General features: G+C 69.4%; 21 protein-coding genes. 3 read left to right on the plus strand and 18 right to left on the minus strand.

The window, feature by feature from the left end; all coding sequences use genetic code 11:
* Positions 1-67: 67 nt before the first annotated feature.
* The 6 genes from JFC09_RS00690 to rpmB all read right to left on the minus strand — a co-directional run bounded on the left by JFC09_RS00690 (position 68) and on the right by rpmB (position 4,420).
* Positions 68-2,272 (minus strand): cytochrome c oxidase assembly protein, encoded by a 2,205-nt coding sequence (locus JFC09_RS00690; protein ID WP_332839597.1) that lies wholly within the window; start codon positions 2,270-2,272, stop codon positions 68-70.
* Positions 2,269-3,120, minus strand: a complete 852-nt coding sequence (locus JFC09_RS00695; RefSeq protein WP_198392069.1) for a nitrilase-related carbon-nitrogen hydrolase — start codon at positions 3,118-3,120, stop codon at positions 2,269-2,271. Before JFC09_RS00695 ends, JFC09_RS00690 begins: the two co-directional genes overlap by 4 nt.
* A gap of 176 nt (positions 3,121-3,296) precedes the next feature.
* Positions 3,297-3,584 (minus strand): HU family DNA-binding protein, encoded by a 288-nt coding sequence (locus tag JFC09_RS00700; protein ID WP_198392070.1) that lies wholly within the window; start codon positions 3,582-3,584, stop codon positions 3,297-3,299.
* A 120-nt stretch (positions 3,585-3,704) separates the two neighbouring features.
* On the minus strand, positions 3,705-4,010 hold the full coding sequence (gene rpsN, locus JFC09_RS00705) for a 30S ribosomal protein S14 (RefSeq protein ID WP_198392071.1): 306 nt from the start codon (positions 4,008-4,010) through the stop codon (positions 3,705-3,707).
* A 6-nt stretch (positions 4,011-4,016) separates the two neighbouring features.
* The gene (rpmG, locus tag JFC09_RS00710) at positions 4,017-4,184 is read right to left on the minus strand and encodes a 50S ribosomal protein L33 (protein ID WP_087006391.1); all 168 of its coding nucleotides are present in this window, start codon (positions 4,182-4,184) and stop codon (positions 4,017-4,019) included.
* Positions 4,184-4,420: a 50S ribosomal protein L28 gene (gene rpmB, locus JFC09_RS00715; RefSeq protein WP_198392072.1), complete on the minus strand. Its 237-nt coding sequence runs from the start codon at positions 4,418-4,420 to the stop codon at positions 4,184-4,186. The genes rpmG and rpmB overlap by 1 nt, the downstream gene beginning before the upstream one ends.
* A gap of 561 nt (positions 4,421-4,981) precedes the next feature.
* Between rpmB and JFC09_RS00720 the strand changes: the two genes are divergently transcribed.
* The gene (locus JFC09_RS00720; protein ID WP_198392073.1) at positions 4,982-6,283 is read left to right on the plus strand and encodes a hypothetical protein; all 1,302 of its coding nucleotides are present in this window, start codon (positions 4,982-4,984) and stop codon (positions 6,281-6,283) included.
* Positions 6,284-6,369: 86 nt separating this feature from the next.
* Here JFC09_RS00720 and JFC09_RS00725 read toward each other — a convergent pair whose 3' ends face one another.
* From JFC09_RS00725 to JFC09_RS00755, 7 genes are all read right to left on the minus strand, one after another.
* The gene (locus JFC09_RS00725) at positions 6,370-6,804 is read right to left on the minus strand and encodes a Fur family transcriptional regulator (RefSeq protein WP_198392074.1); all 435 of its coding nucleotides are present in this window, start codon (positions 6,802-6,804) and stop codon (positions 6,370-6,372) included.
* Between the two features lie 501 nt (positions 6,805-7,305).
* Positions 7,306-8,793: a dihydrolipoamide acetyltransferase family protein gene (locus tag JFC09_RS00730; RefSeq protein WP_198392075.1), complete on the minus strand. Its 1,488-nt coding sequence runs from the start codon at positions 8,791-8,793 to the stop codon at positions 7,306-7,308.
* 32 nt (positions 8,794-8,825) lie between these two features.
* The gene (locus JFC09_RS00735) at positions 8,826-9,803 is read right to left on the minus strand and encodes an alpha-ketoacid dehydrogenase subunit beta (protein WP_232482996.1); all 978 of its coding nucleotides are present in this window, start codon (positions 9,801-9,803) and stop codon (positions 8,826-8,828) included.
* A gap of 1 nt (position 9,804) precedes the next feature.
* Complete coding sequence (gene pdhA, locus JFC09_RS00740) at positions 9,805-10,953, minus strand: pyruvate dehydrogenase (acetyl-transferring) E1 component subunit alpha (protein ID WP_198392077.1); 1,149 nt, start codon at positions 10,951-10,953, stop codon at positions 9,805-9,807.
* A 416-nt stretch (positions 10,954-11,369) separates the two neighbouring features.
* Entirely contained in the window at positions 11,370-13,064 is a 1,695-nt protein-coding gene (locus JFC09_RS00745) for a lipase family protein (protein WP_198392078.1), read from the minus strand.
* Positions 13,061-13,741: a hypothetical protein gene (locus JFC09_RS00750; RefSeq protein WP_198392079.1), complete on the minus strand. Its 681-nt coding sequence runs from the start codon at positions 13,739-13,741 to the stop codon at positions 13,061-13,063. The genes JFC09_RS00745 and JFC09_RS00750 overlap by 4 nt, the downstream gene beginning before the upstream one ends.
* A 53-nt stretch (positions 13,742-13,794) precedes the next feature.
* The gene (locus tag JFC09_RS00755) at positions 13,795-14,157 is read right to left on the minus strand and encodes a hypothetical protein (RefSeq protein WP_198392080.1); all 363 of its coding nucleotides are present in this window, start codon (positions 14,155-14,157) and stop codon (positions 13,795-13,797) included.
* A gap of 259 nt (positions 14,158-14,416) precedes the next feature.
* On the opposite strand from JFC09_RS00755, the gene purB reads away from it, so the two are divergent.
* Positions 14,417-15,844: an adenylosuccinate lyase gene (gene purB, locus JFC09_RS00760; RefSeq protein WP_198392081.1), complete on the plus strand. Its 1,428-nt coding sequence runs from the start codon at positions 14,417-14,419 to the stop codon at positions 15,842-15,844.
* A 107-nt stretch (positions 15,845-15,951) separates the two neighbouring features.
* Here the strand turns inward: purB and JFC09_RS00765 are convergent, their stop codons facing one another.
* The 4 genes from JFC09_RS00765 to JFC09_RS00780 form a co-directional block, all read right to left on the minus strand.
* Positions 15,952-17,301 carry a D-arabinono-1,4-lactone oxidase gene (locus JFC09_RS00765; protein WP_198392082.1) on the minus strand — a complete coding sequence of 450 codons (1,350 nt, stop codon included), beginning with the start codon at positions 17,299-17,301 and terminating at the stop codon, positions 15,952-15,954.
* A 14-nt stretch (positions 17,302-17,315) separates the two neighbouring features.
* On the minus strand, positions 17,316-18,557 hold the full coding sequence (locus JFC09_RS00770; protein WP_198392083.1) for an alanine racemase: 1,242 nt from the start codon (positions 18,555-18,557) through the stop codon (positions 17,316-17,318).
* A 189-nt stretch (positions 18,558-18,746) separates the two neighbouring features.
* Positions 18,747-19,484, minus strand: coding sequence for a response regulator (locus JFC09_RS00775; protein WP_198392084.1), 738 nt, complete (start codon positions 19,482-19,484; stop codon positions 18,747-18,749).
* Between the two features lie 52 nt (positions 19,485-19,536).
* Complete coding sequence (locus tag JFC09_RS00780; protein WP_232482997.1) at positions 19,537-21,699, minus strand: sensor histidine kinase; 2,163 nt, start codon at positions 21,697-21,699, stop codon at positions 19,537-19,539.
* Between the two features lie 185 nt (positions 21,700-21,884).
* Here JFC09_RS00780 and JFC09_RS00785 point away from each other — a divergent pair, with 185 nt between their 5' ends.
* Positions 21,885-22,097, plus strand: a complete 213-nt coding sequence (locus tag JFC09_RS00785) for a heavy-metal-associated domain-containing protein (protein WP_198392085.1) — start codon at positions 21,885-21,887, stop codon at positions 22,095-22,097.
* A 28-nt stretch (positions 22,098-22,125) separates the two neighbouring features.
* On the opposite strand, the gene JFC09_RS00790 is transcribed toward JFC09_RS00785, so the two are convergent.
* Entirely contained in the window at positions 22,126-22,422 is a 297-nt protein-coding gene (locus JFC09_RS00790; RefSeq protein ID WP_198392086.1) for a hypothetical protein, read from the minus strand.
* Between the last annotated feature and the right edge of the window lie 39 nt (positions 22,423-22,461).

The raw sequence follows: 22,461 nt of genomic DNA on the forward strand, positions 1-22,461 counted from the left end.
TTCCGGTGTCTCAGCTCACTGCATTCGCGCACAGGCAGTGTGCGGCGAACACCACGGGGGCCTCCCGTCACCCGCCTTCGCGCCGCTGGTCCTCCGCCGCGAGTCCCGCCAGCATCCGGTTGTACGCGGTCAGCTCCGCGTCACCGGTCCTGGCCTCCGTCCGGTCGGCCCGCTTCGCCTCGCGGGACGAGGCGCCGTACCACTCGACCGCCATGAGGATCGCGAGTGCCAGGGTGGGGAACTCGCCGATGGCCCAGGCGATCTCGCCTCCGGTCCCCTGGTCGTCCAGTGCGCTCGCCCAGCCGTGGCCCATGTTGCCGTACCAGTCACCTGCGATGAGCGAGGTCGCGGACATGATCGAGATCCCGAAGAACGCGTGGAACGCCATCGTCGCGAGCAGGATGAGGAGGCGCAGCGGGTACGCGAACCGCTTCACGCCGGGGTCGACGCCCATGATCGACTGGGCGAAGAAGTACCCGGCGGCCAGGAAGTGCAGGATCATGAGTTCGTGCCCGATGTGGGTGTCGAGCGCGTACCACATGATGCCGGAGTAGTAGAAGACGATGAGGGAGCCCGCGAAGTTCATCGCGGCGACGATCGGATGCGACCAGAACGATGCGTACCGGGAATGGACGATGATGAGCACCCATTCGCGCACGCCGCGAGAACCGTCGCGCCGTGCGGGGATCCCGCGCATCAGCAGTGTGATCGGTGCGCCGAGCACCAGAGGGATCGGTGCGATCATGACGAGCACCATGTGCTGGATCATGTGCGAGGAGAACAGGACGCGCCCGTAGATGGCTGCGCCGCCGCAGGTGACGTAGAACAGCACCGTGAGTCCGAACAGCCAGCAGATCGTCCGATGGAGCGGCCACGAGTCGCCGCGGTCCCGCAGGCGCTTGACGGCGAGCAGGTAGAACACGGCGGCGCCCACGGTGACGACCGCCCACAGCGGGTCGATGCGCCATTCGGTGAAGAAGGTTCCCCACGTGGGCTCCGGCGGGAGCGGTTCACCGGAGAGCACTTCGGAGGCCGTGGGCCGCGACGGCGGGTCGTCGGGGACAGGGGGTGCGGTCCGCGACAGGACGACGCCCAGCGAGGTCGCCGCTGCGAAGAGGACGATCTCGCCCAGCACCAGTCGCCAGAACAGCAGAGCAGCGCTCACCGCGCCCGAGGTGGTCGTCGCCGCCCCGTCAGCGTCCGCCTTCCCCCTGGTCGCCGGGGGTGCGAGGGCGGCGCCGGGCAGCCTCGCGACGACGGAGCGGCGGTGGGTCCAGCCGATGACACCCAGGAGGACCGTGAGTGCGAGCTTGGTGAGGAGCACGAGGCCGTACGGCGTCGCCCAGTCGGAGATGCCGCCCATGCGCAGCAGCGCGTTGGTGAGCCCGGAGTACATGACCAGTGCGTAGGCGATGAGCGCGATGGTGGAGTACCGGGCGACGAGCACGCCCAGGTCCGCACGGCGGGTGAGGCCGGGCGAGATGAAGGCCAGGCAGAGGAGCCCACCCACCCAGATGACGACGCCCACGAGGTGGATCGACAGGCTGCCGACGGCTTCGATGTGCCCCTTCGCCTCGGCGGAGTGCCCGAGGATCGACAGGAAGAGGATGGGCAGGGCCGACAGGACGAGCGCTACCGCGACCCCTCCGTAGGACCGCAGACCGAATACCAGCATCGAGCCCACCGCGATGAGGCAGACGATCACCAGCCAGACGCGGCCCAGGTCGATGTCGGTGATGAAGGACCACAGCTGGGCGGAGAAGTCCCCCTGGAACGCCTGCGCGCCGGCCGTGTCGATGTACGTGAGGATGAGCACGGCGACGGAGCTGACGGTCCAGATCGCCGACGACACCTGTGCGATGCCCAGAAGCCGCTCCCATTCGGGGTCGATCCGCGAGGATTTGCGACCCGTGGTGCGGGGGAAGACGACGACGGCGAGCAGCAGCGCGCCGATGGTCACGGCCATCGCCGTGTTGAAGAGGAATTCCGCGGTGGGCAGGCCCCAGCGGCCCAGGGGCCCCGAATCGGCGAGCACAGTGGGGGCGGCGGCGCCGGTCCCGATGAGTCCGATCGATCCGACGATCGATCCGATGAGGACGTACAGCGGCAGGGCGGCGACGCGGACCTGTGGCTCGATCCCGGTCGTCGCGTCAATGGTCGGGGGTGTCCGGGACGCCGCAGAGCCCCGTGCACCAGTGGTTGGCCGCGAGCCCTTCGGCGGTGGGCCCGCGGCCGTAGACCCTCCAGTGCCCTTCGCGCTCCGTGCGGTCACAGGCGGCGGTCGCCCAGCGCGGGGAAGGACGTCCTGCGCGTGTGGATCGTCTCGATGTCGAGGTCCGCGGTGATGATCGTCTCGTCCGGGCCCGCTTCGGCGAGCACGTTCGCGGACGCGTCGAGGACCACGGAGTGTCCTCCCATCTGCGTCCTGGAGTGGAAGCCCGCGGTGTTGACGGCGACCATCGCGCAGAAGTCCTCTGCGGCACGGGCACGTGCCAGCAGGCTCCAGTGGTCCACACGCGGAGCCGGCCAGGCGGCCGGGACGACGAACACCTCGGCACCGGCGTCCAGCAGGGCCCGGAACTGCTCCGGGAAGCGGAGGTCGTAGCAGGTCGCCAGCCCCAGGGTGACTGTGCGCCCGTCGACCTCGATAGACGCCGTGACGACGTCCTCACCGGCCTCGAGCAGCTTCGGCTCGCCGTTGCCGAACCCGAACCGGTGGATCTTCCGGTAGGAGGCGATCACCTCACCCGCAGGGTCGATGAGGACCGAGGTGTTCCACAGTCCGCGCTCACCGTCCGGGATCGCGGGCAGCCGGGTGACGTCGTGGTCGACGGACTCCAGACGCGTGAGCGCCTCCGGCGTCGCCTCGATGAGCGAGCCCATGTGGAGGTAGGCGCCGATGTCCCGTGCGGCCTCGCGCATCGCGGACACGACCGTGCCGTCGAGCGTCTGCGCGGCCGCACCCCAGCGGCGGTAGTCGAAGCCGGTGGACGGCCACAGCTCCGGCAGGACGACGAGGTCCGCCGCGTGCTGCGTGCGGACGAGGTCGCCCACACGGGCCACCCGGTCGTCGAGCGTTTCGTCGTCGTCATAGCCCAGCTGGATTCCGGAGATGCGCATGACTCCAGGGTATCGCCGCGCCGCAGCCCCGCGCGAGCCGGTCGCTTCCCCGTTCCGAGGGGCGACGCCTCCCGTCCCAGTCTGTGAACGCCGAGCGGCCCGTGCACACGAAAGAGCGGCCGGACCCTCTGGGGATCCGGCCGCTCGTCAACGGTCATGCGCGTGAGCGCATCCGTTCACTTCTTCGTGCCAGCAGCAGCCTTCAGCTTCGAACCAGCGGACAGCTTGACGGAGTAGCCCGCCGGGATCTCGATCTCAGCGCCGGTCTGCGGGTTGCGGCCCTTGCGAGCGGCACGCTCGGTGCGCTCGACGGACAGCCAGCCCGGGATCGTGAGCTTCTCGCCGGCTTCAACGGCGTCCGTGAAGGACTCGAAGACGCCGTCGAGCACGTCGGAGACCTGCTTCTGGGTCAGTCCGGACTTCTCTGCAACCTCTGCGACGAGTTCGCTGCGGTTCTTAGCCATGGATGTGTCCTCCTTCAGGACTGTGTGCACGTGAGTTTCGGTGTACGGGTTTCCGACTGGTCCGAAACTACCAGACGAAGCACCCGGTTGAGCGGATCCGGCACGCAGATCCTCAGGAGATCACCAGCTGGACTTGGTGACGCCGGGCAGTTCGCCCTTGTGTGCCATGTCGCGGAAGCGGACACGGGACAGTCCGAACTTGCGGAGGTGCCCGCGAGGACGACCATCGACCTGGTCGCGGTTGCGCAGGCGCACCGGCGACGCGTCCCGAGGCAGCTTCTGGAGGCCCAGACGGGCCTCTTCGCGCTGCTCATCGGTGCTGTCAGGGCTGACGAGCTGACGCTTCAGGGTGGCGCGGCGCTCTGCATAGCGCTCCACGATCACCTGACGCTGCTTCTCGCGTGCGATCTTCGACTTCTTGGCCATGTGCGCTCAGCGCTCCTCTCGGAAATCGACGTGCTTGCGGACCACCGGGTCGTACTTCTTGAGCACGATGCGGTCCGGGTTGTTGCGGCGGTTCTTGCGGGTCACGTAGGTGAACCCGGTGCCGGCAGTCGACTTCAGCTTGATGATGGGGCGAATGTCCTGGGCCTTTGCCATCAGAGCTTCACTCCCTTCGAGACGAGGTCGGCCACAACCGCGTCGATGCCGCGGACGTCGATCACCTTGATGCCCTTGACGGACACGTTGAGGGTGACGTTCTTGCGCAGAGACGGCACGTAGTAGCGCTTCTTCTGAATGTTCGGGTCGAAACGACGCTTGGTGCGGCGGTTCGAGTGGGACACGTTGTGTCCGAAACCGGGGACAGCCCCGGTCACCTGGCAGATCGCTGCCATGTCTTCCTCCAGTTCACAGTTGGCGGCGGTGAAGCACCGGCCGGATCGAGCGAGTGTTGACGCATCCATCCAGCCGCCTGCCTGCATCCATCGCAGACATCAGCACAGCTTTCACCGGGTGCAGCTCCTGCGTGTGCGGACACACGCCTGTGGAGCCGCGATCGGTGAAGTTGCAGGCACCCGGTGAGGGTGTGCGTACATGGCCCGCCATGGGACGGACCACGTGATGTCTCACCAGCGCTGTAGCCGAAGCCTGTGAGAGAGGGCCTAGCGTACGTGCAGCGCTCAATGAGCACATGCGGCGAGCCGTGTCCACAGCTTCCCCGCTTCCGCGCCGGGCATCCGGGCGACCGCAAGGGGTTCTGCGGCGACACGCCGCTTTCACAACAGTCCACAATCTTATGCGAGGCGGGAGCGGACCGGCAAGTCGGGGATCGGCGCGGACGGGTCCGCGAGGACGGCGTCAGATGTTGCCGCACCCGTAGCCGCGTGTCAGAGTGACTGCATGCACTTCCTGCCACCTGCGCCCGTGAGGATCGGGTGCCGCACGAACGGAGACCGATGAGCTCCGACGGTCGGCCTCCGTCGTCGCGCCCGCGCATCCGCAAGGCGCACAGTGCGGAGCAGGAGTACTCGGGCCCTGTCGGCTCGGACAGCGCTCCCGCGCAGTACACCGGCGGCGTCCACTGGTACGGGGGCGACGGGGTGCTCTACTACCGCGGTGACGACGGCACCGAATACTATCTCGCGTCCGACGGGGCCTACTATCCGCGCGGGCTGCTCGCGGAGGCGCTCTCGTCTGCGTCCGGCTCGTCGGCGTCCGGCTCGTCGGCGTCCTTCGGCTCCGCAGGAACCGGCGGCTCCTCAGCGCTCCGCGGTTCGTCGGCAGCCGATGACCGGTCGACGTACTACGAGTACATCGCGCGGCACTCGGGTGAACTCCCGGCCCACCCGGGCTCCGGGTCGGGGCGACCGCAGGGCCACGCCGGCCACGCGCAGGGAAGTCCTCACGCGGGCCCCCACAGCGCCCTCGCCGAGGCCCCGGCCGGCTACCCGCCCGCGCCCCCCATGCCGTCTGCGCCACCGTTCGCTCCCGGGGCGGGCAGCTCACTGCCCACGAAGCCCCCTCACACGGAGCCCGTCGGGTCGCCCGGGTCCGCAGCCGTCGGCCACGTGGCGGGCAGTGGCTCAACCTCCGGGGCTGCCGCCAGTGCCGCACCCCATGCCACCAGTGCCGCCGCTGTCGCCGCGGGCCCCGGCACCGACAACGGGAACGGAGGCACCCGCCCGCGCCGCAGGTGGGTGCCCGCAGCGGTCGGGACCGTCGCGCTGCTGGCGGTCGTCGCCCTGGGCGTCACGCTGGGCTTCGTCTTCCTCGGACCCGACCGTGGCGTGCAGGCCACCGACATCGAAACGCCGGCCACCGATCCGACCGACCGCACAGCCGATGACACCCCCGAAGCCTCGGAGGGTGCCCCTCCGCCGGCGGAGGACCTGTTGAACGAGCACGTCGCAGACGGCACGCGCATCGCCCACGAGCAGCTGGAGGGCCAGTGGGTCGTCCAGCTGAGCGCCAAGAAGGAGGACCTGGAGGCCAACGGGCGCACGTGGGACGACGAGGCGATCCTCGAGGAGTTCGAGGAGAACCAGCGGCGGCACCCGGAGGCCGTGCTCCTGTGGAGCGGCGACTGGAGCAGCTTCCGGCTGGGCGACTTCTGGGTGACCGTGCTCGCGGAGCCTTACGACGACCCTGCGGACGCGCTCGCGACGTGCCGGAACCTGGGGCTGGACCGCGACAACTGCTTCGCGAAGAAGCTGTCGACGTCGGAAGGTCCCGACGGCACGACCGAGCTCAACGACTGAGCCGCACGCAGAAGGCCCTGAGCGACGGGCGGGAGCCGGAGCTCCCACACACACGCTCAGGGCCTTCTGCCGCGACGGGTGGGGCGTCAGACCGCCCGCACACCTCCGTCGTCTTCGCGGCAGCCGGAGCACATGCCCACGAGCTCGATCGTGAACTCGACGTCGCCGTACCCCAGCACCGAGGCCGACTGCGACAGAGATTCCTGCTCCGCCTCTGCGGCGATCTCCTCCGTGCGTCCGCAGTGGCTGCAGCGGAGGTGGTGGTGCGGGGTGTCGCTGCAGCGCCGGTAGAGCGCTTCACCGTCGCGACCGTAGGCCGCATGGATCTCACCCGCTTCGCTGAGGTTCTGCAGATGGCGGTAGACGGTCGCCAGCGAGATCTCCGCGCCGGCGGAGCGCAGGTTCATGTAGATGTCCTGCGCGGAGATCAACCTGCGGTCACGATCCATGATCGCGCGCAGGGAGTCACGCTGTGCGGAGCGTCGTTGACGACGCAGCGGTGCATTCTGATGTGGCGACATCGGCCACCCCTCTTTTGTTTACCCGTTCGTGCCTCCGTCATCCACGGTGAAGCGGCGCACGGAGCATGCTTTTCTGATGTCCGAGACCGGCAGGCCTTCACCAATCTCGGGATATTGCGTGTTTCAGAGTAACACTCGCAGTAGCCATAAGCATCTTGAAACAACATTAGTTTTAGTGACGGTCGCTACTGTCTCGCATTTCAAGAACTCCCGGGCGGGACGCACCCCCTGAGGCTCTGGCCTGCCGTTCCTCCGATTTTGACGTACCAGCCGACCGGTATTCGTCCGCCATTCTTTAGCCGCTTCGATCGCATTCCCGAGAGGTGCCAAACCTGAATGAAAATACTACTGGCCAGTATGCGGAGAATGAGGAAATGCTACCGAAGAGTAAACAAAGAAATGCGCACTCGAGTTCACTATCAATGCGTACAGATACGTAGGCGGGGCGGTGCGCTGCGACACATTGTCGCTGCGCACCGCCCCGCCGCGGGAACCGCAGGATCAGAAGAGCAGGCGGACCGGATCTTCCAATGCGTCGGCCACGTCGCGCAGGAAACGCGAGATCGTCTCGCCGTCGACGACGCGGTGATCCGCGGAGACCGTCACCGTCATCACTTCACGCGGAACTACTGACCCGTCAACAACCCAGGGCTTCGTCTGGACGCGTCCCACGGCCACGATCGCACTCTCGCCCGGGTTGATGATGGGGGTGCCCCAGTCGACCCCGAACACGCCCACGTTGGTGATCGTGATGGTCCCGCCGGACTGAGCTGCAGGCGACGTGCGACCCGAGCGCGCGACCTCGACGAGTTCGCCGATGCCCTCACCGAGCTCCCGCAGACCCATCCGATCCGCGTCCTTGATGTTCGGCACGATGAGCCCGCGGTCCGTCGCCGCAGCGATCCCCAGGTTCACGTAGCGGCGCAGGACCACGTCGTCCCCGTCCATGCGCGCATTCATGTAGGGGTAGCGCATCGCAGTCTGCGTCACCGCCTTCGCCATGATGAGCAGCGGGGACACGCGGACGGTCTCGCCCAGCGCGCGGTCCGCCCTGAGGCGCCGCACGAGGTCCATGGTGCCGGTGACGTCGACCTCCACGCCGATCGTCACGTGCGGAGAGGTGAACGCGGAGGCGACCATCGCGTTCGCCATCGCCTTCTTCACGCCCTTGACCGGGATGCGCTCCTCACGCTCCGCGGCCGAGGCGGCAGTGCCGGTCGTGCCCGCGGCACCCGCCGTTGCGGCCGGCTGCCCCGCCTCACTCGCGACGGGTGACGCAGCAGCCGCCCCCGCCTCGGCACCGGAGCCTTCGAGGTGCTGGAGGAGGTCCGCGCGTGTCACTTCACCGCTGGGCCCGGTCGCCGCGACGTCGCGGAGGTCGACACCGCTGTCCTTCGCGAGCTTCCGCACGGGCGGCTTCGCCAGAGGTCGTCCACCGGCCTCCGCGGCGGGAGCCTCGCCCCCGGGCGCAGGAGCGTCCGGGACGGCCGGTGCGGAGCCCTGCGCGCCAGCTGCAGCGGAGGCGGCGGCCGGGGTCTCAGGTGCGGGGGCCGCACCCGCGCCGGACGGTGCGCTCTTGCGAGGGCGGCGCTTCGAGGAGGAGGCGACGGCCCCGTATCCCACAAGGGTCGCGCCCGAGGTCTCCTCGGACGGAGCAGCGGGCGGGGCCTCGGCGGTGGAGGCAGTGCTGTCAGCACCGGTGGTCGCACCACCGGCGTCTGCTGCGGCAGGTTGCGCGGGCGGCTCCCCGCCCACGGGGCCGAACCGGACGATGGGTGTCCCCACCTCGACGGTCTGACCCTCCTCGACGAGGAGTTCCGCGATGGTCCCCGCGTGGGGGCTGGGCAGCTCGACGAGAGACTTCGCGGTCTCGATCTCGACGAGGATCTGGTTCACCGTCACCGGGTCGCCGGCGGCGACCTTCCACGAGACGATGTCAGCTTCTGTGAGTCCCTCTCCCGGATCGGGGAGGAGGAAGACGTCAGACATGGTGTCCTTTCGGTGACGCGGTCGTGCTCCGCTCAGAACGCGAGCGAGCGGTCGACGGCGTCGAGGATGCGATCGAGGTCCGGCAGGTAGTGCTCTTCGAGCTTCGACGGCGGGTACGGGGTGTGGAACCCCCCGACCCGCAGAGCCGGTGCCTCGAGGTGGAAGAAGCAGCGCTCTGTGATCCGCGCGGCGATCTCGGAGCTCAGCCCCAGGAACACGGGGGCCTCGTGGGCGACGACCAGACGGCCCGTGCGCTTCACGGACGCCTCGATCGTGTCGAAGTCGATCGGGCTCAGGCTGCGGAGGTCGATGAGTTCGACGCTCGCGCCCTCCTCTGCCTTCGCGTTCACGACATCCAGTGCGGTCGGCATGAGCGGCCCGTAGGAGACGAGCGTGAGGTCCGTCCCCTCGCGCACGACCTGCGCCGCGTGCGTGTCCGCACCGCGGGCAGCCGTGTCGACGTCGCCCCGCATCCAGTAGCGGCGCTTGGGTTCGAAGAACATCACGGGGTCGTCGCTGCGGATCGCATCCTGGATCATCCAGTACGCGTCATGCGCGGTCGACGGGGAGATGACCCGCAGACCGGCATGGTGGGCGAAGACCGCTTCCGGGCTCTCCGAGTGATGCTCCGGAGACCCGATCCCGCCGCCGTAGGGCACCCGGATGACCATGGGGATCGATTCGTGCCCGTGGGTGCGGGCGTGGAGCTTGGCGACCTGTGTGACGATCTGGTCGTAGGCGGGGAAGATGAAGGCGTCGAACTGGATCTCCACGACGGGCCGGTATCCGCGGATCGCCATCCCGATGGAGGTGCCGACGATTCCGGACTCCGCGAGCGGCGCGTCGATGACCCGCTGCTCACCGAAGTCCTTCTGCAGCCCCTCCGTCACCCGGAACACACCGCCGAGCTTCCCGATGTCCTCACCGATGAGCACGACTTTGTCGTCGTCCTCCATCGCCTTCCGCAGACCCGCAGTGATCGCCTTCGACAGAGGCATGGTGGTCGTCATGTCAGGCGTTCGCCTCCGCATCCGCGAACGAGTCGAGATAGGCGAGGTACGTCTCACGCTCCTCGTCGACCAGCGCGTGCGGCTCCGAGTAGACGTTCTCCCACATCGCCTCGGGAGACGGCGGGGTCATGTCGACGCACGTCTTGCGGATGCGGGCGGCCAGCTGGTCCGCCTCCGCGTCCACGCTCGCGAATTCGTCGGAGGTGATGCCCTCCTTCTCGAGGAAGCGGCGCAGGCGCAGGATCGGATCCTTCGCGGCCCACGCCTCCGTCTCCGCGTCGCTGCGGTACTTCGAGGGGTCGTCCGCGGTCGTGTGAGCGCCCATCCGGTACGTGTACGCCTCGATGAGCAGCGGGCCGTTGCCCGCGCGGATCGAGTCCGCACTGGCGCGCGCCACCGCGTAGGTCGCCAGCACGTCGTTGCCGTCGACCCGGATCCCCGGGACGCCGAAGCCCCTGCCGCGCTGATTGAGCGGAACCGGTGTCTGGACGCTCGTGGGCTCCGAGATCGCCCACTGGTTGTTCTGACAGTAGAAGAGGACGGGTGCGTTGAACGCGCCCGCGAACGTGAGTCCCTCCGACACGTCGCCCTGCGAGCTGGCCCCGTCGCCGAAGCAGGCGACTGCGATGGCGTCGCGATCGACGTCACCGGTGCCCACGTCGCCGTCCATCTGGATGCCCATGGCGTAGCCGGTCGCATGGAGGACCTGCGAGCCGATGACGATCGTGTACGTGTGGAAGCGGTTGGCCTGAGGGTCCCACCCTCCGTGGCTCTGACCGCGGAACATGCCCAGCAGCTCCGTGGGGTCGATCCCGCGCGTCCACGCGACGCCGTGCTCCCGGTACGTCGGGAAGACGAAGTCCTGCGAACGCAGCGCGCGTCCCAGACCGATCTGTGCGGCTTCCTGCCCCAGCAATGGGGCCCACAGGCCCAGCTGGCCCTGACGCTGCAGGGCGTTGCCCTCCGCGTCGACACGGCGCACCAGCACCATGTCGCGGTAGAAGCCGAAGAGGTCCTTCGTGTCGAGCTCTGCGGCGAACACGTCGTATTCGCCGGAGCTGACCCGATCGCCCTCCGGGGTGAGCATTTGAATCATGTGCGGTCCCGCCTGCCTCTTCGCACGCGCTCCCGCTGAAAGGTCGGATGTCATCGTTCTCTCCTCTCCTGGGCGCTGACTCCCGGGTGTGGGTGTCGCGCTCGGATGGTGGAGTGCCTGCGGTTGTGCGGGCACTCTCATCGTGATGCGTTTCACATCGTGGGATTCACGATACCCGAGCGCGCGAGCCGTGCCAAGCCGAGTTGCACGCCTGACGTGCGTTCTCCTGTGGGTCGCCCGACGGTTGTCCAGCGACACGGGAGCCGCTCCCGGCAGTGCCGTTCGCGTCTCCTCGCACCTCCAACGTACGGCCGTCGTCCGTGCGTTAGAGGTTGGGAACAGCGCTGGGCCGAACCCTGTGCGGCACCCCACAATCGCTTCGACGTCATAGTTTGACGTCCGAGTAAGTGCAGGTGAGGGGCCCAGGGGAAGCCGTAGTGAGCGGTGTCGCGGGCGGTGTCGCGGGCAGGTCATCGCCGGGTGGCGTCGAAGCTCTGGCTGTCGACGTTCTCTCCGTCGAAGAACTGGGGGTTCCGCTTCACCCACGCGGCGAGGGCGGGGTCCCGGCCCTCTTCCAGACCCGTGATCGTGTTGTCGTAGAGGTCGCCGTCGTGTGCATAGAGCGGCTTCTCCATCGTCGCGTCGATCCTTTCCGGGGACCAGCCCTTCTGCGCGAGTGCGTCCCTCTGCTGACCCTCATCCAGGTCGACCGTGATCGTGGCCCAGTGGGGCTGATCGCCGTTGCGCCCTCCGTCGAGGTCAGGGACGAGGTCCTGTTCATGCTCGATGGACAGCATGTCGACCCCTTCCGGCGGCGTGAAGTCGGTGACGGGCGAACCCACCGTGAAGGCGGACGTGACGCTCACCCTGTCGCGGAAGTCGTCGTCCGCCAGCAGCGACGCCGCGACGAGGCCGCCCTGCGAGTACCCGACCAGCAGCACGTCCTCGTCCGGATCGATCCCCGCCTCCTCGATGGCGGTCTTCACCGCCACGTGCTGCGCGGATTCGTGGCCTGCCGCCGTTTCGAGGTTGGTCGTGTGGTCCGTGGTCTCGTCACCCGCGACAGCAGTGTTCTTCGTGGTCGCGGGGATGTAGACGATGTGCCGCTTGCGCCCGTCCTCCCCCATGATCGACTCGACGCGCACCTGACCGTTCTCCAGGCCGCGGGACTGCCTCCACTGCCTCTCCCACAGCTGCCGCACGTTCCGGGGCGCGCGCACCTCGGGGACGCGACCGGTCACCGGGTCGACGCGGGCCCCTCGCGGTCCCTCCATGACCGGGCGGACGTCGACAGTCCCGTGGTAGCCGGGTCCGCGGCGCAGCGGCTGATCACCGAACAGTCCGAACGGGGAGAGGCCCACGAGCGCGAACGCGGTGAGCGTCTGAGAGTCCCGGGGGATCAGCCCCCACTCGAACGGCGTGTAGACGAGACCTCCCGGAACACCCATGAAACCGGCGACGAACCCGGGAAGCGCGTGCTCGAGGAGCACCCCCGTGACATCCGAGTGCGCGCCCGCCTGCCGCACGGCCCAGCCGGCACCACTCTGCAGCGCATCCAGCACCGACTCCGCCCCCCGTCCGGCCAGCTCTTCCACGTCGATCCCGCACACGTCGTCGATGCGGTCGAAGACGCCCGCGTCCTTCGCCGTGTCCCACACGAACGCGACCCCCTTGCCCACCACCAGCACCTCGGTCGCGGCGATGCCGATGGCCATCACCGTGAGGGGATGGAACAGCACGATCCTGGCGACGTGCCCCGCAGCGTTCGACACGGTGTTGACGACGAAGCCGAACGAACCGGCGATGATCGCGTCCGCAGTCTCGTAGGCCTCAGCGCTTCCCCGCAGCGCGATCGCGATCGCACGGATCCGCAGATCCGCTCCGACCGCCCTCGTGAAGAACGCCACGCACGCCGCTTCCAGAGCGATCCCCGTCACGGGGGACGCCGCGGCCGCCAGGATCGACGGATCGAGCTCCGCCCGGGCGAGGACCGCGAGCACACCCTCGAACTCGTCCGCGAGCGCGGCGAGGACGTCGGCCTGCGCCAGCATGTCGTCCAGGCGGGCGGTGATGCCCCCGGCTCCTCCTGTGACAGTGACGTCCTGGTCCGCCCCCGTACTGCCCCGAATGGTCCCTGCATAGCCCTGATCACGCCGCACCGTCATCGGGAGGCCTCCGGCCCTTCCGCACGACCGTCCGTGTCGAGCCGGTCCGCGGCGTGCGCCTGCACGCGGCAGAGCGCCTCAGTCAGTTGAGCGACCAGCTCCCGTCGCAGCACTCCGGGCTGCGGATGGACGACGGACCGCACCGCCATCGGCGGGCAGCCTTCAGGCAGCGACCACCTGCCGACGACGACGGTGTCAGCGGGCGCGGTCGACTCACCGACGAGTTCCGCGAGACGGCCGGCCACGAGTCCCGTGTCGAAGATCCCCAGGAGCAGTGCACCCGGCAGCGTTCTCACCTCGCCGCTCAGACCTGGGTCGTAGGGCGCCCACCCCACGAGCACCACGGACGTCTCCGGACCGCACGCGGTCTCTGCGATGACGGTGCCTTTCACACCCCGGTACCAGTGGACCGCCCGCACCTGGGTGGATTCCGCGATCGGGAGGGCGAGCGCGCAGAGCCGCTCCCCACTTCCCGACGAACCGCCACCGATGCGCTCCCCTCCGGAGTCCCCGTCGCCGGTGGGCATCCCGCCAGACGCTCCCTCGCTGGAAGCCCGCGGCCGCTGCGCCGCCCTGAGCCCGTCCTCCAGCCGCTGTGCCACGGATGCGGGGCGCAGCACCGTCGGCCAGGTGGACTCCCCTCGCAGCGAGGCGGTGAACACGTCGAAGGCGCTCACCACCCCCCAGGCCGGCGTCCCTCCCGGTCGCTCGCTCCGCGCCGCGGCACCCGTCACAGCCCACCTCCGAACGGCACCGGGTTCGGCAGTCCCGGGAAGGGACCCGTCCACGGGTCGCCCAGGGCCGATTCGGCGGCGGTGAGAGCGTCGGCCGCCTCCCGCAGGGCTTCGACGTGCGCGATGATCGCGACGACGACGTCGTCGGCCAGCCCGATGAGGTCGTGCGCGTCGCGCACCCAGGCGTCCAGAGCGCCCTGGAAGGCGCGACCCGCCTGCGCGTTCCAGTCGACCTGCCCCGCCTGCTGGCCCCGGACGACGAGGGCGCCCATCTCCTGGATCTGAGCAGCCCACACCGTCCTGTCCGCTTCGAGCGCTTCGATCGCAGCACCCACCACCGCCGCCGCGATTCCCGCCATGGCGGCCTCCCTTCCACTCGGTCCGCGTGTCCTCCGGCCCACCCGGCGCTCTGCCTCGATGCACCCTGCGACCCAGAGTCGGCGACACCTTCCGGCCCCGCGACAGGACCGGAGACCTGTGGACGGAGACGCCGCACTCCCCACCCCGCGGCACGCAGCGAGCGACAACCGCGCCGGACCCTGTGACCGGAGGAGGGTGAACGGGCGCACGCCTGCGACACGCCGCCGCGCGTGCGCGCCCCCGTGAGAGGATCGCGGTATGACGAACCGTGTGCAGCTCGCCCAGCTCGACCCCGCCCTCACGCTCGGTCCCCTCGACGGCCGGTACCGCGCAGACACCGCCCCCCTCATCGACTACCTCTCCGAAGCCGCGCTCAACCGTGACCGCCTCCACGTCGAGGCCGAATGGTTCATCCACCTCGCGGAATCCGGTGCCGTGCGCGGGACGCGGGAGCTCCTCGAGGACGAGAAGACGCAGCTGCGCGCATGGGCGGCGGGCTTCGACGGGGAGACGATCGACCAGCTGAAGACCTTCGAGGCGGTGACCGTCCACGACGTCAAGGCCGTCGAGTACTCGATCAAGGAGTTCCTCGACCAGATCGGTGCGGGCGACCTGTCGGAGCTCGTCCACTTCTGCTGCACGTCGGAAGACGTCAACAACCTGTCGTACGCACTGGGGGTCAAGGGTGCGGTGCAGGACGTGTGGCTGCCGGCCGCACGGACGCTCATCGACGCGCTGTCGGACATGGCGGAGCAGCTGGCGGACGTCCCACTGCTGTCGCACACCCACGGGCAGCCGGCGACGCCGTCGACCATGGGCAAGGAGATCGCGGTGTTCGTGCACCGGCTCCGCCGCCAGCTGACACGCATCGAGGGGACGGAGTTCCTCGGAAAGATCAACGGCGCGACCGGCACTTACGCCGCCCACGTCGTCGCCTCCCCGGGGGTCGACTGGCCCGTCGTCGCACAGAAGTTCGTCGAGCACCTGGGTCTCACCTTCAACCCGGTGACCACCCAGATCGAATCGCACGACTGGCAGGCGGAGCTGTTCGCGGACATGAGCCGCTTCAACCGCATCTGCCACAACCTCGCCACCGACATGTGGACGTACATCTCGATGGAGTACTTCACGCAGATCCCCGTCGAAGGTGCCACCGGGTCATCGACGATGCCCCACAAGGTGAACCCCATCCGATTCGAGAACGCGGAGGCGAACCTCGAGATCTCCAACGCGCTGCTCGATTCGCTGGGCGCGACGCTCACGACGTCACGCCTCCAGCGCGACCTCACGGATTCGACGACGCAGCGCAACATCGGTGTCGCGTTCGGCCATTCGCTGCTGGCGCTCAACAACCTCATCAAGGGCCTGGGCCGACTCGAGTGCAACACGGAAGCGCTCGACGCCGATCTGGATCGCAACTGGGAGGTCCTGGCGGAGGCGATCCAGTCGGTCATGCGCGCCGCGTTCCTCCGCGGCATCCCCGGCATGGACAACCCCTACGAGAAGCTCAAGGAACTGACCCGCGGCCACCGCGTCGACGGGCCGGCGCTCCGGGAGTTCGTGGGCACCCTGGGGCTGCCCGACGAGGACGCCGCCCGTCTCGCGGACCTCTCCCCCGCCGCCTACGTGGGCCTCGCCGCGCAGCTGGCGCGCACCGAGGTCACCGCCTGGCGCGCCACTCGCTGATCCGCCGCCGAGGCCCCGGTCGCCACGGCCGGGGCCGACACCATCCCAGCCACGGCCTCGGGCGCCGGGTCAGGTGCCCAGCCCCAGCCACGGCCTCCGTCCCGGTGTCAGCTGCCGAAGAGGTGCGTGAGGTACCGGCTGCCGAACAGACGGCCCGGGTCCACCGCGTCCCGTACGCGCACGAAATCGTCGAAGCGCGGGTAGAGGGCTGACAGGTCCTCCGCACCCAGCGAGTGGATCTTGCCCCAGTGCGGGCGACCGGCAGCAGCCCGGAGGACCCGCTCGACGGAGCGGAAGTACCCGGCCTCTTCGACTGCGTGGTACTGGTGCACGGCGATGTACACGGAGTCCCGGCCGGTCGCGGTCGACAGCGGGACGTCGTCCGCGCCTGCGGTCCGCACCTCGAGCGGGAAGGCGACGGCACGTCCGCTCGACTCGATGGCCGCCCTCACCTCGCGCAGCACCTCCGCCCCGTCCGCGAACGGGACGGCGTACTCCATCTCGCGGAACCGCACGCGGCGGGGCGACACGAACACCTCGTGCGCCGGTCCCCGGTAACGACGGTTCGACGCGAGCACGGTCGCGAACCGGTTGATCCGGGGCGTCGCAGCAGGAACCGCCCGGCTCAGCTCATTCACGAGCCCCAGACCGGCGTTGTCGAGCATCTCCTCCGCGAGCAGCCGCTGCAGCCGGGGCCGCCTGCGCACGTCCGGATACGGCCCGGCAGCGCCCGGCGGCACCCGCGTGTTCGACTTCGCGAGCGCCTCGTCCGCGTAGGGGAACCAGTAGTAGTCGACGTGATCGCAGGTGCGCGCACGGTCCTCGAGCGTCTCGACCATCTCGTCGAACGGGATCCGGGCCTCGTCCGCGACGAGGTCGAAGGCGTCCACACACTGCAGCTCGATCTCCGTGAGGACGCCCAGGGCGCCCACGCTCAGCCGCGCGTGGTCGAAGAGCTCCGGTTCACGCGTGGGGTCCAGCTCCCGGACCCGGCCGTCCGCGGTGACGAGCTGCAGTGCCGTCACGAGGCCGGCGAAACCTGTGAACCCGAGCCCCGTCCCGTGCGTGCCGGTCGAGAGCGCCCCGGCGAGGGACTGCTCGTCGATGTCGCCCTGGTTCGGCAGCGACAGCCCGTACGGCTCCAGCAGGGCGGGGATGTCGCGCAGGCGGGTGCCCGCACGGAACCGCACCGTCTTCGCAGCGGCGTCGACCGCGACGATCCCGGCGAGGGCGTCGAGGCTCACCAGGTGGCCGTCCGTCGCCGCGACCGGCGAGAACGAATGGCCCGCCCCCACGACCCGCAGCGTCTCCCCGTCGGCAGCAGCGTCCGCGACGAGACCGGCCACGGCCCCGGCGGTCGTGGGCCGGCGGAACGAGCGAGGGTGCGCGACGACGCTGCCGCTCCAGTTCTCGAACCGCGGGAGGGCACTCCCCGCGGCACCCCTGAGAAATCGCATTCCGCTCCGCCCGATCAGAAGGTCCACCCGAGTCCCCGGTAGGTCGGCCACGTGTCGACGACCCTCCCGTCCGAGACTACAGCGAAATGCGCAAGTCTCTCCGCGACCTCGCCCGCCTTGACGTGGCGGAAGAAGACGAAGTCCCCCGGCCGCAGACGGTCCGCGCTCTTCCCCCGCAGCGGGGTCTGGACCTCGCCGGGCCCCTCCGTGGCGGAGAACTCGAGGTCGGACGGCCAGGACACCACCGGCAGCCGGTCGTCCGCGATGGGCCCGGACGCCGTCCACCCGCCCTGGAAGACCACGCACCAGCCCGGCGCGGGCCTGCGGACGACGGGCAGCGCGAAGTACGCCGCCGGCTCGTGGAGGAAGTCCGTGTAGTGGTCGAACTGGACGGGCGAGTAGAAGCCGGAGCCCGCACCGATCTCCGTGAGTGAGCCCTCCGCCTCGCTGAGCTCGAGCGACCCCGTCCCGCCCCCGTTGACGAACTCGAGGGGCGCCACTTCCCGCACCGCGCGCACCGCCCGGGTGCGGCGCTCCGCGAGGTCCGCGATGCTCCGGACCTTCAGGTGGCGGATGAGGGGACCCTTGAGCCCCACACCACGGTCCGGCAGCCCTGCGATCTGAGCTTCGTAGGCGAGGATCCCGACCAGCCGGAAACCTGGGCGCCGCACCACGTGCTGCGCGAACTCCTTCGCCTGCTCGGGCGTGTGCAGGGGCGACCGCCGCACACCGAACAGGAAGCTCGGCCCGGTCTCGAACGGCCCGATCCGCGTCCCCGCGTCGAACTCGAGCGCGATCCGCACCGGTGAGTCGACTGCCTGCCGCGACGGGAGGGTGCGGCGCACACCGTCGATCATCTGCAGCTGCTCCGGCGAGTCCGCGACGAGTGTGATCGTCCGGAGGAGCTCCTCGTCCTCGAGCAGCTCCCGCAGAGCGCCGCGCTCCACCGTCGGGTAGCCGACGACGATGTCGTCGATCCCGCGCTCGCGGGCGAGGCAGACGGCTTCGGCGAGGCTGTACGCGAGGACGCCGGTGAACCCGTCGTAGGCGAGGATGTGGTCGACTGCCGCCGGCACGCGCAGCGACTTCGAGGCGACCCGGATCGCGAGGCCCCCCGCGCGTTCCCGCATCTTCACCGTGTTGCGGTCCATCGCGTCGAGATCGATCACGCCCAGGGGGCCGTCGAGCCCCTCGATCGCCGACCTCACCGATACCGGGGGATACTCGCCCCCGCTCGGGACTTCGCGCCTCTTCATGAGTGGGAGTCTAGGGCGGAACCCTACCGATCGGTACTCGCCGTTCGCTTTTCGGTCTTCTCAGGGGCCCCCCTCCACGCCGGGGTGGCCGCGGCGCCTGCATCGTCGCTGATCACAAGCTGCTTTGCGGTTAACTGCAAGCTGGACTCACTGTCGCTCGCAAGAGGATTTCACGTCCGCCCGCCCCGGTCAGGCGGTCGTCGCGTACTCGAGGACCGGGCGGCCCGCACTGCCGTAGCGGGGACGGCGCTCCAAGAGGCCCACGTCCGCCATGGCCTCGAGGTACCGGCGCGCGGTGACGCGAGAGACCCCGATCCGGTCGGCGGCCTCGGCGGCGGAGTACCCCTTCTCCGCCAGCAGTTCGAGGATGTGCTCCTGCACCGCGTCGGGCACGCCCTTGGCCCGCTGCGGGCCGCTTCCTGCGCGCAGGCCGTCGACCGCCGCGTCCACCTGCGACTGGGTGATCTGCCCGTTCCCGCACTGCTCCGCGTCCAGCGACAGGCGGAAGCTGCGGAACGCCTCGAGCTTCGTCTTGAACACGGGGAACGTGAAGGGCTTGAGTATGTAGTGGACGACGCCCAGGGACAGCGCCTCCTGGACGACCTGCATGTCGCGGGCCGCGGTCACCGCGATCACGTCGACGGGCACCTTCCGCGCGCGGAGGTTCCGCACCAGCATGAGCCCGTGGCCGTCGGGGAGGTTCATGTCGAGGAGGACGAGGTCGACCCGCGAGGAGTCGATGCCGATGATCCTGTCGGTCAGCGCCGCCAGCGCGTGCTGCGCATTCCGTGCGACGCCCACGAGGTGGAAGCCGTCCACCCGGTCGATGTACGCCGCATGCGCCTTCGCCGCGATCTCCTCGTCCTCCACGACGAGCACGCCGAAGGACTGTGAAGCCTCATGCGTCGATCCGGTCACGTTCGCCATGCGATCACCGTAGATCCCCCCGCGGCTGTGCGCCAGTGCCGTCGCTTCCCCGTCATCGCGCGGATCCCGGGGTCGTCTGTGCGGAGGAGCCGCCCACCTCGCGCACCGACCGGTCCGGGCCCGGACCCTCTGCTCCCGGCACCCACACCGTGAAGAGCGCTCCCCGCAGAGGCGGGACCATGTCCGCGAGCTCCGCTTCGTCGCACAGCTCCGCGCCGGAGCCCTGGACGTCGATCGCCCCGTGCATCCGGCGCACCGCCTGCACCGCGAGGGACAGCCCCACCCCGCGCGACGCGTGCTCCAGCCGGCCTGCGCCGGCGCCCGCCGTGGCCCCGTCGTGCTTCGTCGACCACCCGCGCTCGAACACGCTCTCCAGCGCGTCGTCGGGGATTCCGGGTCCGTCGTCGCTCACCTCGATGACGAGGCCCGAGGCGCCGGCCCCGGAGAACCGCACCCGCACCGTCCTGCGGTCGGCCGGGACGGCTTCCGCGCTCACGGCGTCGAACGCGTTGTCGACGAGGTTCCCGACGATGGTGACGAGATCCCGATCGTCCGCCGTGATGGAACCGCGGAGCTCCTCCGTGTCGAGCTCCATGCGAATGCCGCTCTCTGCCGCCTGCGACATCTTCGTGAGCAGGAGCGCAGAGAGGACGGGGTGGTCGAACCCGTCCAGCAGGTTGTCCGCCGGTCGCTCCGCCTGCTCGATCTCCCGGGTGGCGAACGCGACGGCCTCGTCGAACGACCCCGTCTCCACGAGCGACACGATCATGTGGAGACGATTCGCGTACTCGTGGGTCTGCGATCGGAGGGATTCGGAGAACGACCGCACGGAGACGAGCTCCCCGATGAGCTCCTGGAGCTCCGTGTGGTCCCGCATCGTCATGACCCACGTGTCCGGCGACATGGACGCGGGCTGCTGGTTGACGACGAGGATGCGCCGTGTCGTGTAGTGGATCTCGTCGCGGGCGTAGCGCCCCTCCGACAGGAGCGCCTTGAGCGAGTAGTCGAGGTCGAGCTCCTGCAGCGGCACAGGGGTGCGGGCGCGCTGATCGGGCATTCCCAGCAGCTCCGCCGCCTCCGAGTTGAAGAAGACGACCCCCTGGCTGCGGTCGACGAGCACGAGCCCCTCCGACACCGCGCGCAGGACCGACGAGTAGTAGTCGAGGACGGCGCCCAGCTCCTTCGTCCCGTAGTCGCCGGTGACGCGACGCAGTCCGCGCAGCGTCACCCAGTTCGCGGTGACCCCCAGCAGGACGGTGAGTCCGCCCATGAGCCAGATCGTGCGCGCCTGGGGTGCGAAGTCCGCGCGGATGCCGTCCGGGCTGAGGCCGACGACCGCCGCACCGACGACGCGGGCCTCCTCGTCCGCAGTCACCTCGCTGCTCGCCGCGTCCGCTGTCGCCGAGGCGCCCGACCGCGTCCGAGGCGCGCGCGACGAGGAGGTCCCCGCGTCTCCGCTGAGCGCGCCAGCCGCGTCTGCCGCCCCGTCTGAGTCTGTGCCTGAGTCTGAGCCTGCAGCACCGTCCGCATCGGAAGGGTACGCCACGATCGGTGCGACGGCGAAGAGCAGGTCGACGCTGCCGTCGATGTACCGCACGGACGTTCCGTTCGCGGCGATCTCGTCGATGTCGAGGCGCGACGCCGCCGCCCGAGCACGCGAGTTCACCTCGTTGTCGGATGTGACGACGACAGGGCGTTCGCGCGGGGTGTCCACTCCCCCCACGGAGGCGCTGCCCAGCCCCTCACCCGCCTCCAGCTGGGAGGCGGGGATGACCTCGACGACGTCGACGCCGTAGTCCGCGCGGATGTCCTCCAGCCGGTCGACGAGGACTGCGTTCTCCTGGGAGTCGGCGAGGAAGACCGGCAGCGGAGCCGGATCGGCGTCGTCCCTGTCAGCTTCGACCGCGACGATGTGATCGAGGACCAGCGTCGACCGCGCGAGCGATTCGGCGGTGCTCACGAGCTGCCGCTCCGCGCGCCGGTCGTTCTGCTCGCTGAGCAGGAAGTAGAGGAGTGTGCTGACGAGGAGGACGATGCCCACGAGCATCACCCCGTTGGCTGCCACGATGCGGCCGGCGACCCCTGCGTCCGCGAAGGGCAGGCGCCTGCGCTTCTCCCCGTTGGGCGGGGCGGCGCCGGGCATGCCGGGCACCCGGGGGCCGGTGGACCGGGCCGGTTCCGTGCGTCCGGAGGACGATCGTCTCAGAGGGGGCATTTCCTCAATTGTGCACGAGATGCCGCAGTCCGAGATGCCGGAGGTGTGCCGATTCGGCGACAACACGGGCATCGGACCACTGGCGAATATACCCCAAGGGGGTATACGCTGACGGGGTCGAACGATGAGAAGAGCTTGGCGCACCAGGAGGAACCTGATGCGCCGGGAGAGGGAGAGCGATCACGATGGAGACCACCACACTCACCGTCCAGGGAATGACCTGCGGACACTGCGTCTCAGCGGTGAAGGAGGAGATCGGTGCGATCGCGGGTGTTGCGGAGGTGCAGGTGGATCTCGTCGAGGGCGGCGACTCCCCCGTCACCGTCACGTCCGAGTCGCAGCTGAATCGCGAGGACCTCGCCGCCGCTGTGGACGAGGCGGGCTACACACTCGTCTGAGCGAGCGGTCCCGGTCGCCTGCGGACTGTCAGTGGAGGACGGGGCCGTCGATCTCGGAGTCGAGTTCCTTGCGGGACACGACCCAGTTGAGGATGAACGCGACGAGGGTGGCGACGACGAACGCGATCCCGCCGTACAGGGCGGGCATGCCCATGCGGAGGACGACGGCGAACCCCTCTTCGGAGAGCTTGCTGCCTTCGGTCGCGACGGCGGACACGAGGAACGTGACGATCCCCGCGATGAGGCCGAAGCGCACGGCGTCGCCATAGGGAACGCTCTTCCGGTTCTTGTGGCGGTCGCGGCGCTGAGAGTTCTTCTTTTCCATGTCCGGCCCAGTCTACCGCCGGCGCCTGCGCCTGTGCCG

The sequence above is a fragment of the Brevibacterium yomogidense genome, assembly GCF_016107685.1.
In the GTDB taxonomy this organism is placed as follows: Bacteria; Actinomycetota; Actinomycetes; order Actinomycetales; family Brevibacteriaceae; genus Brevibacterium; species Brevibacterium yomogidense.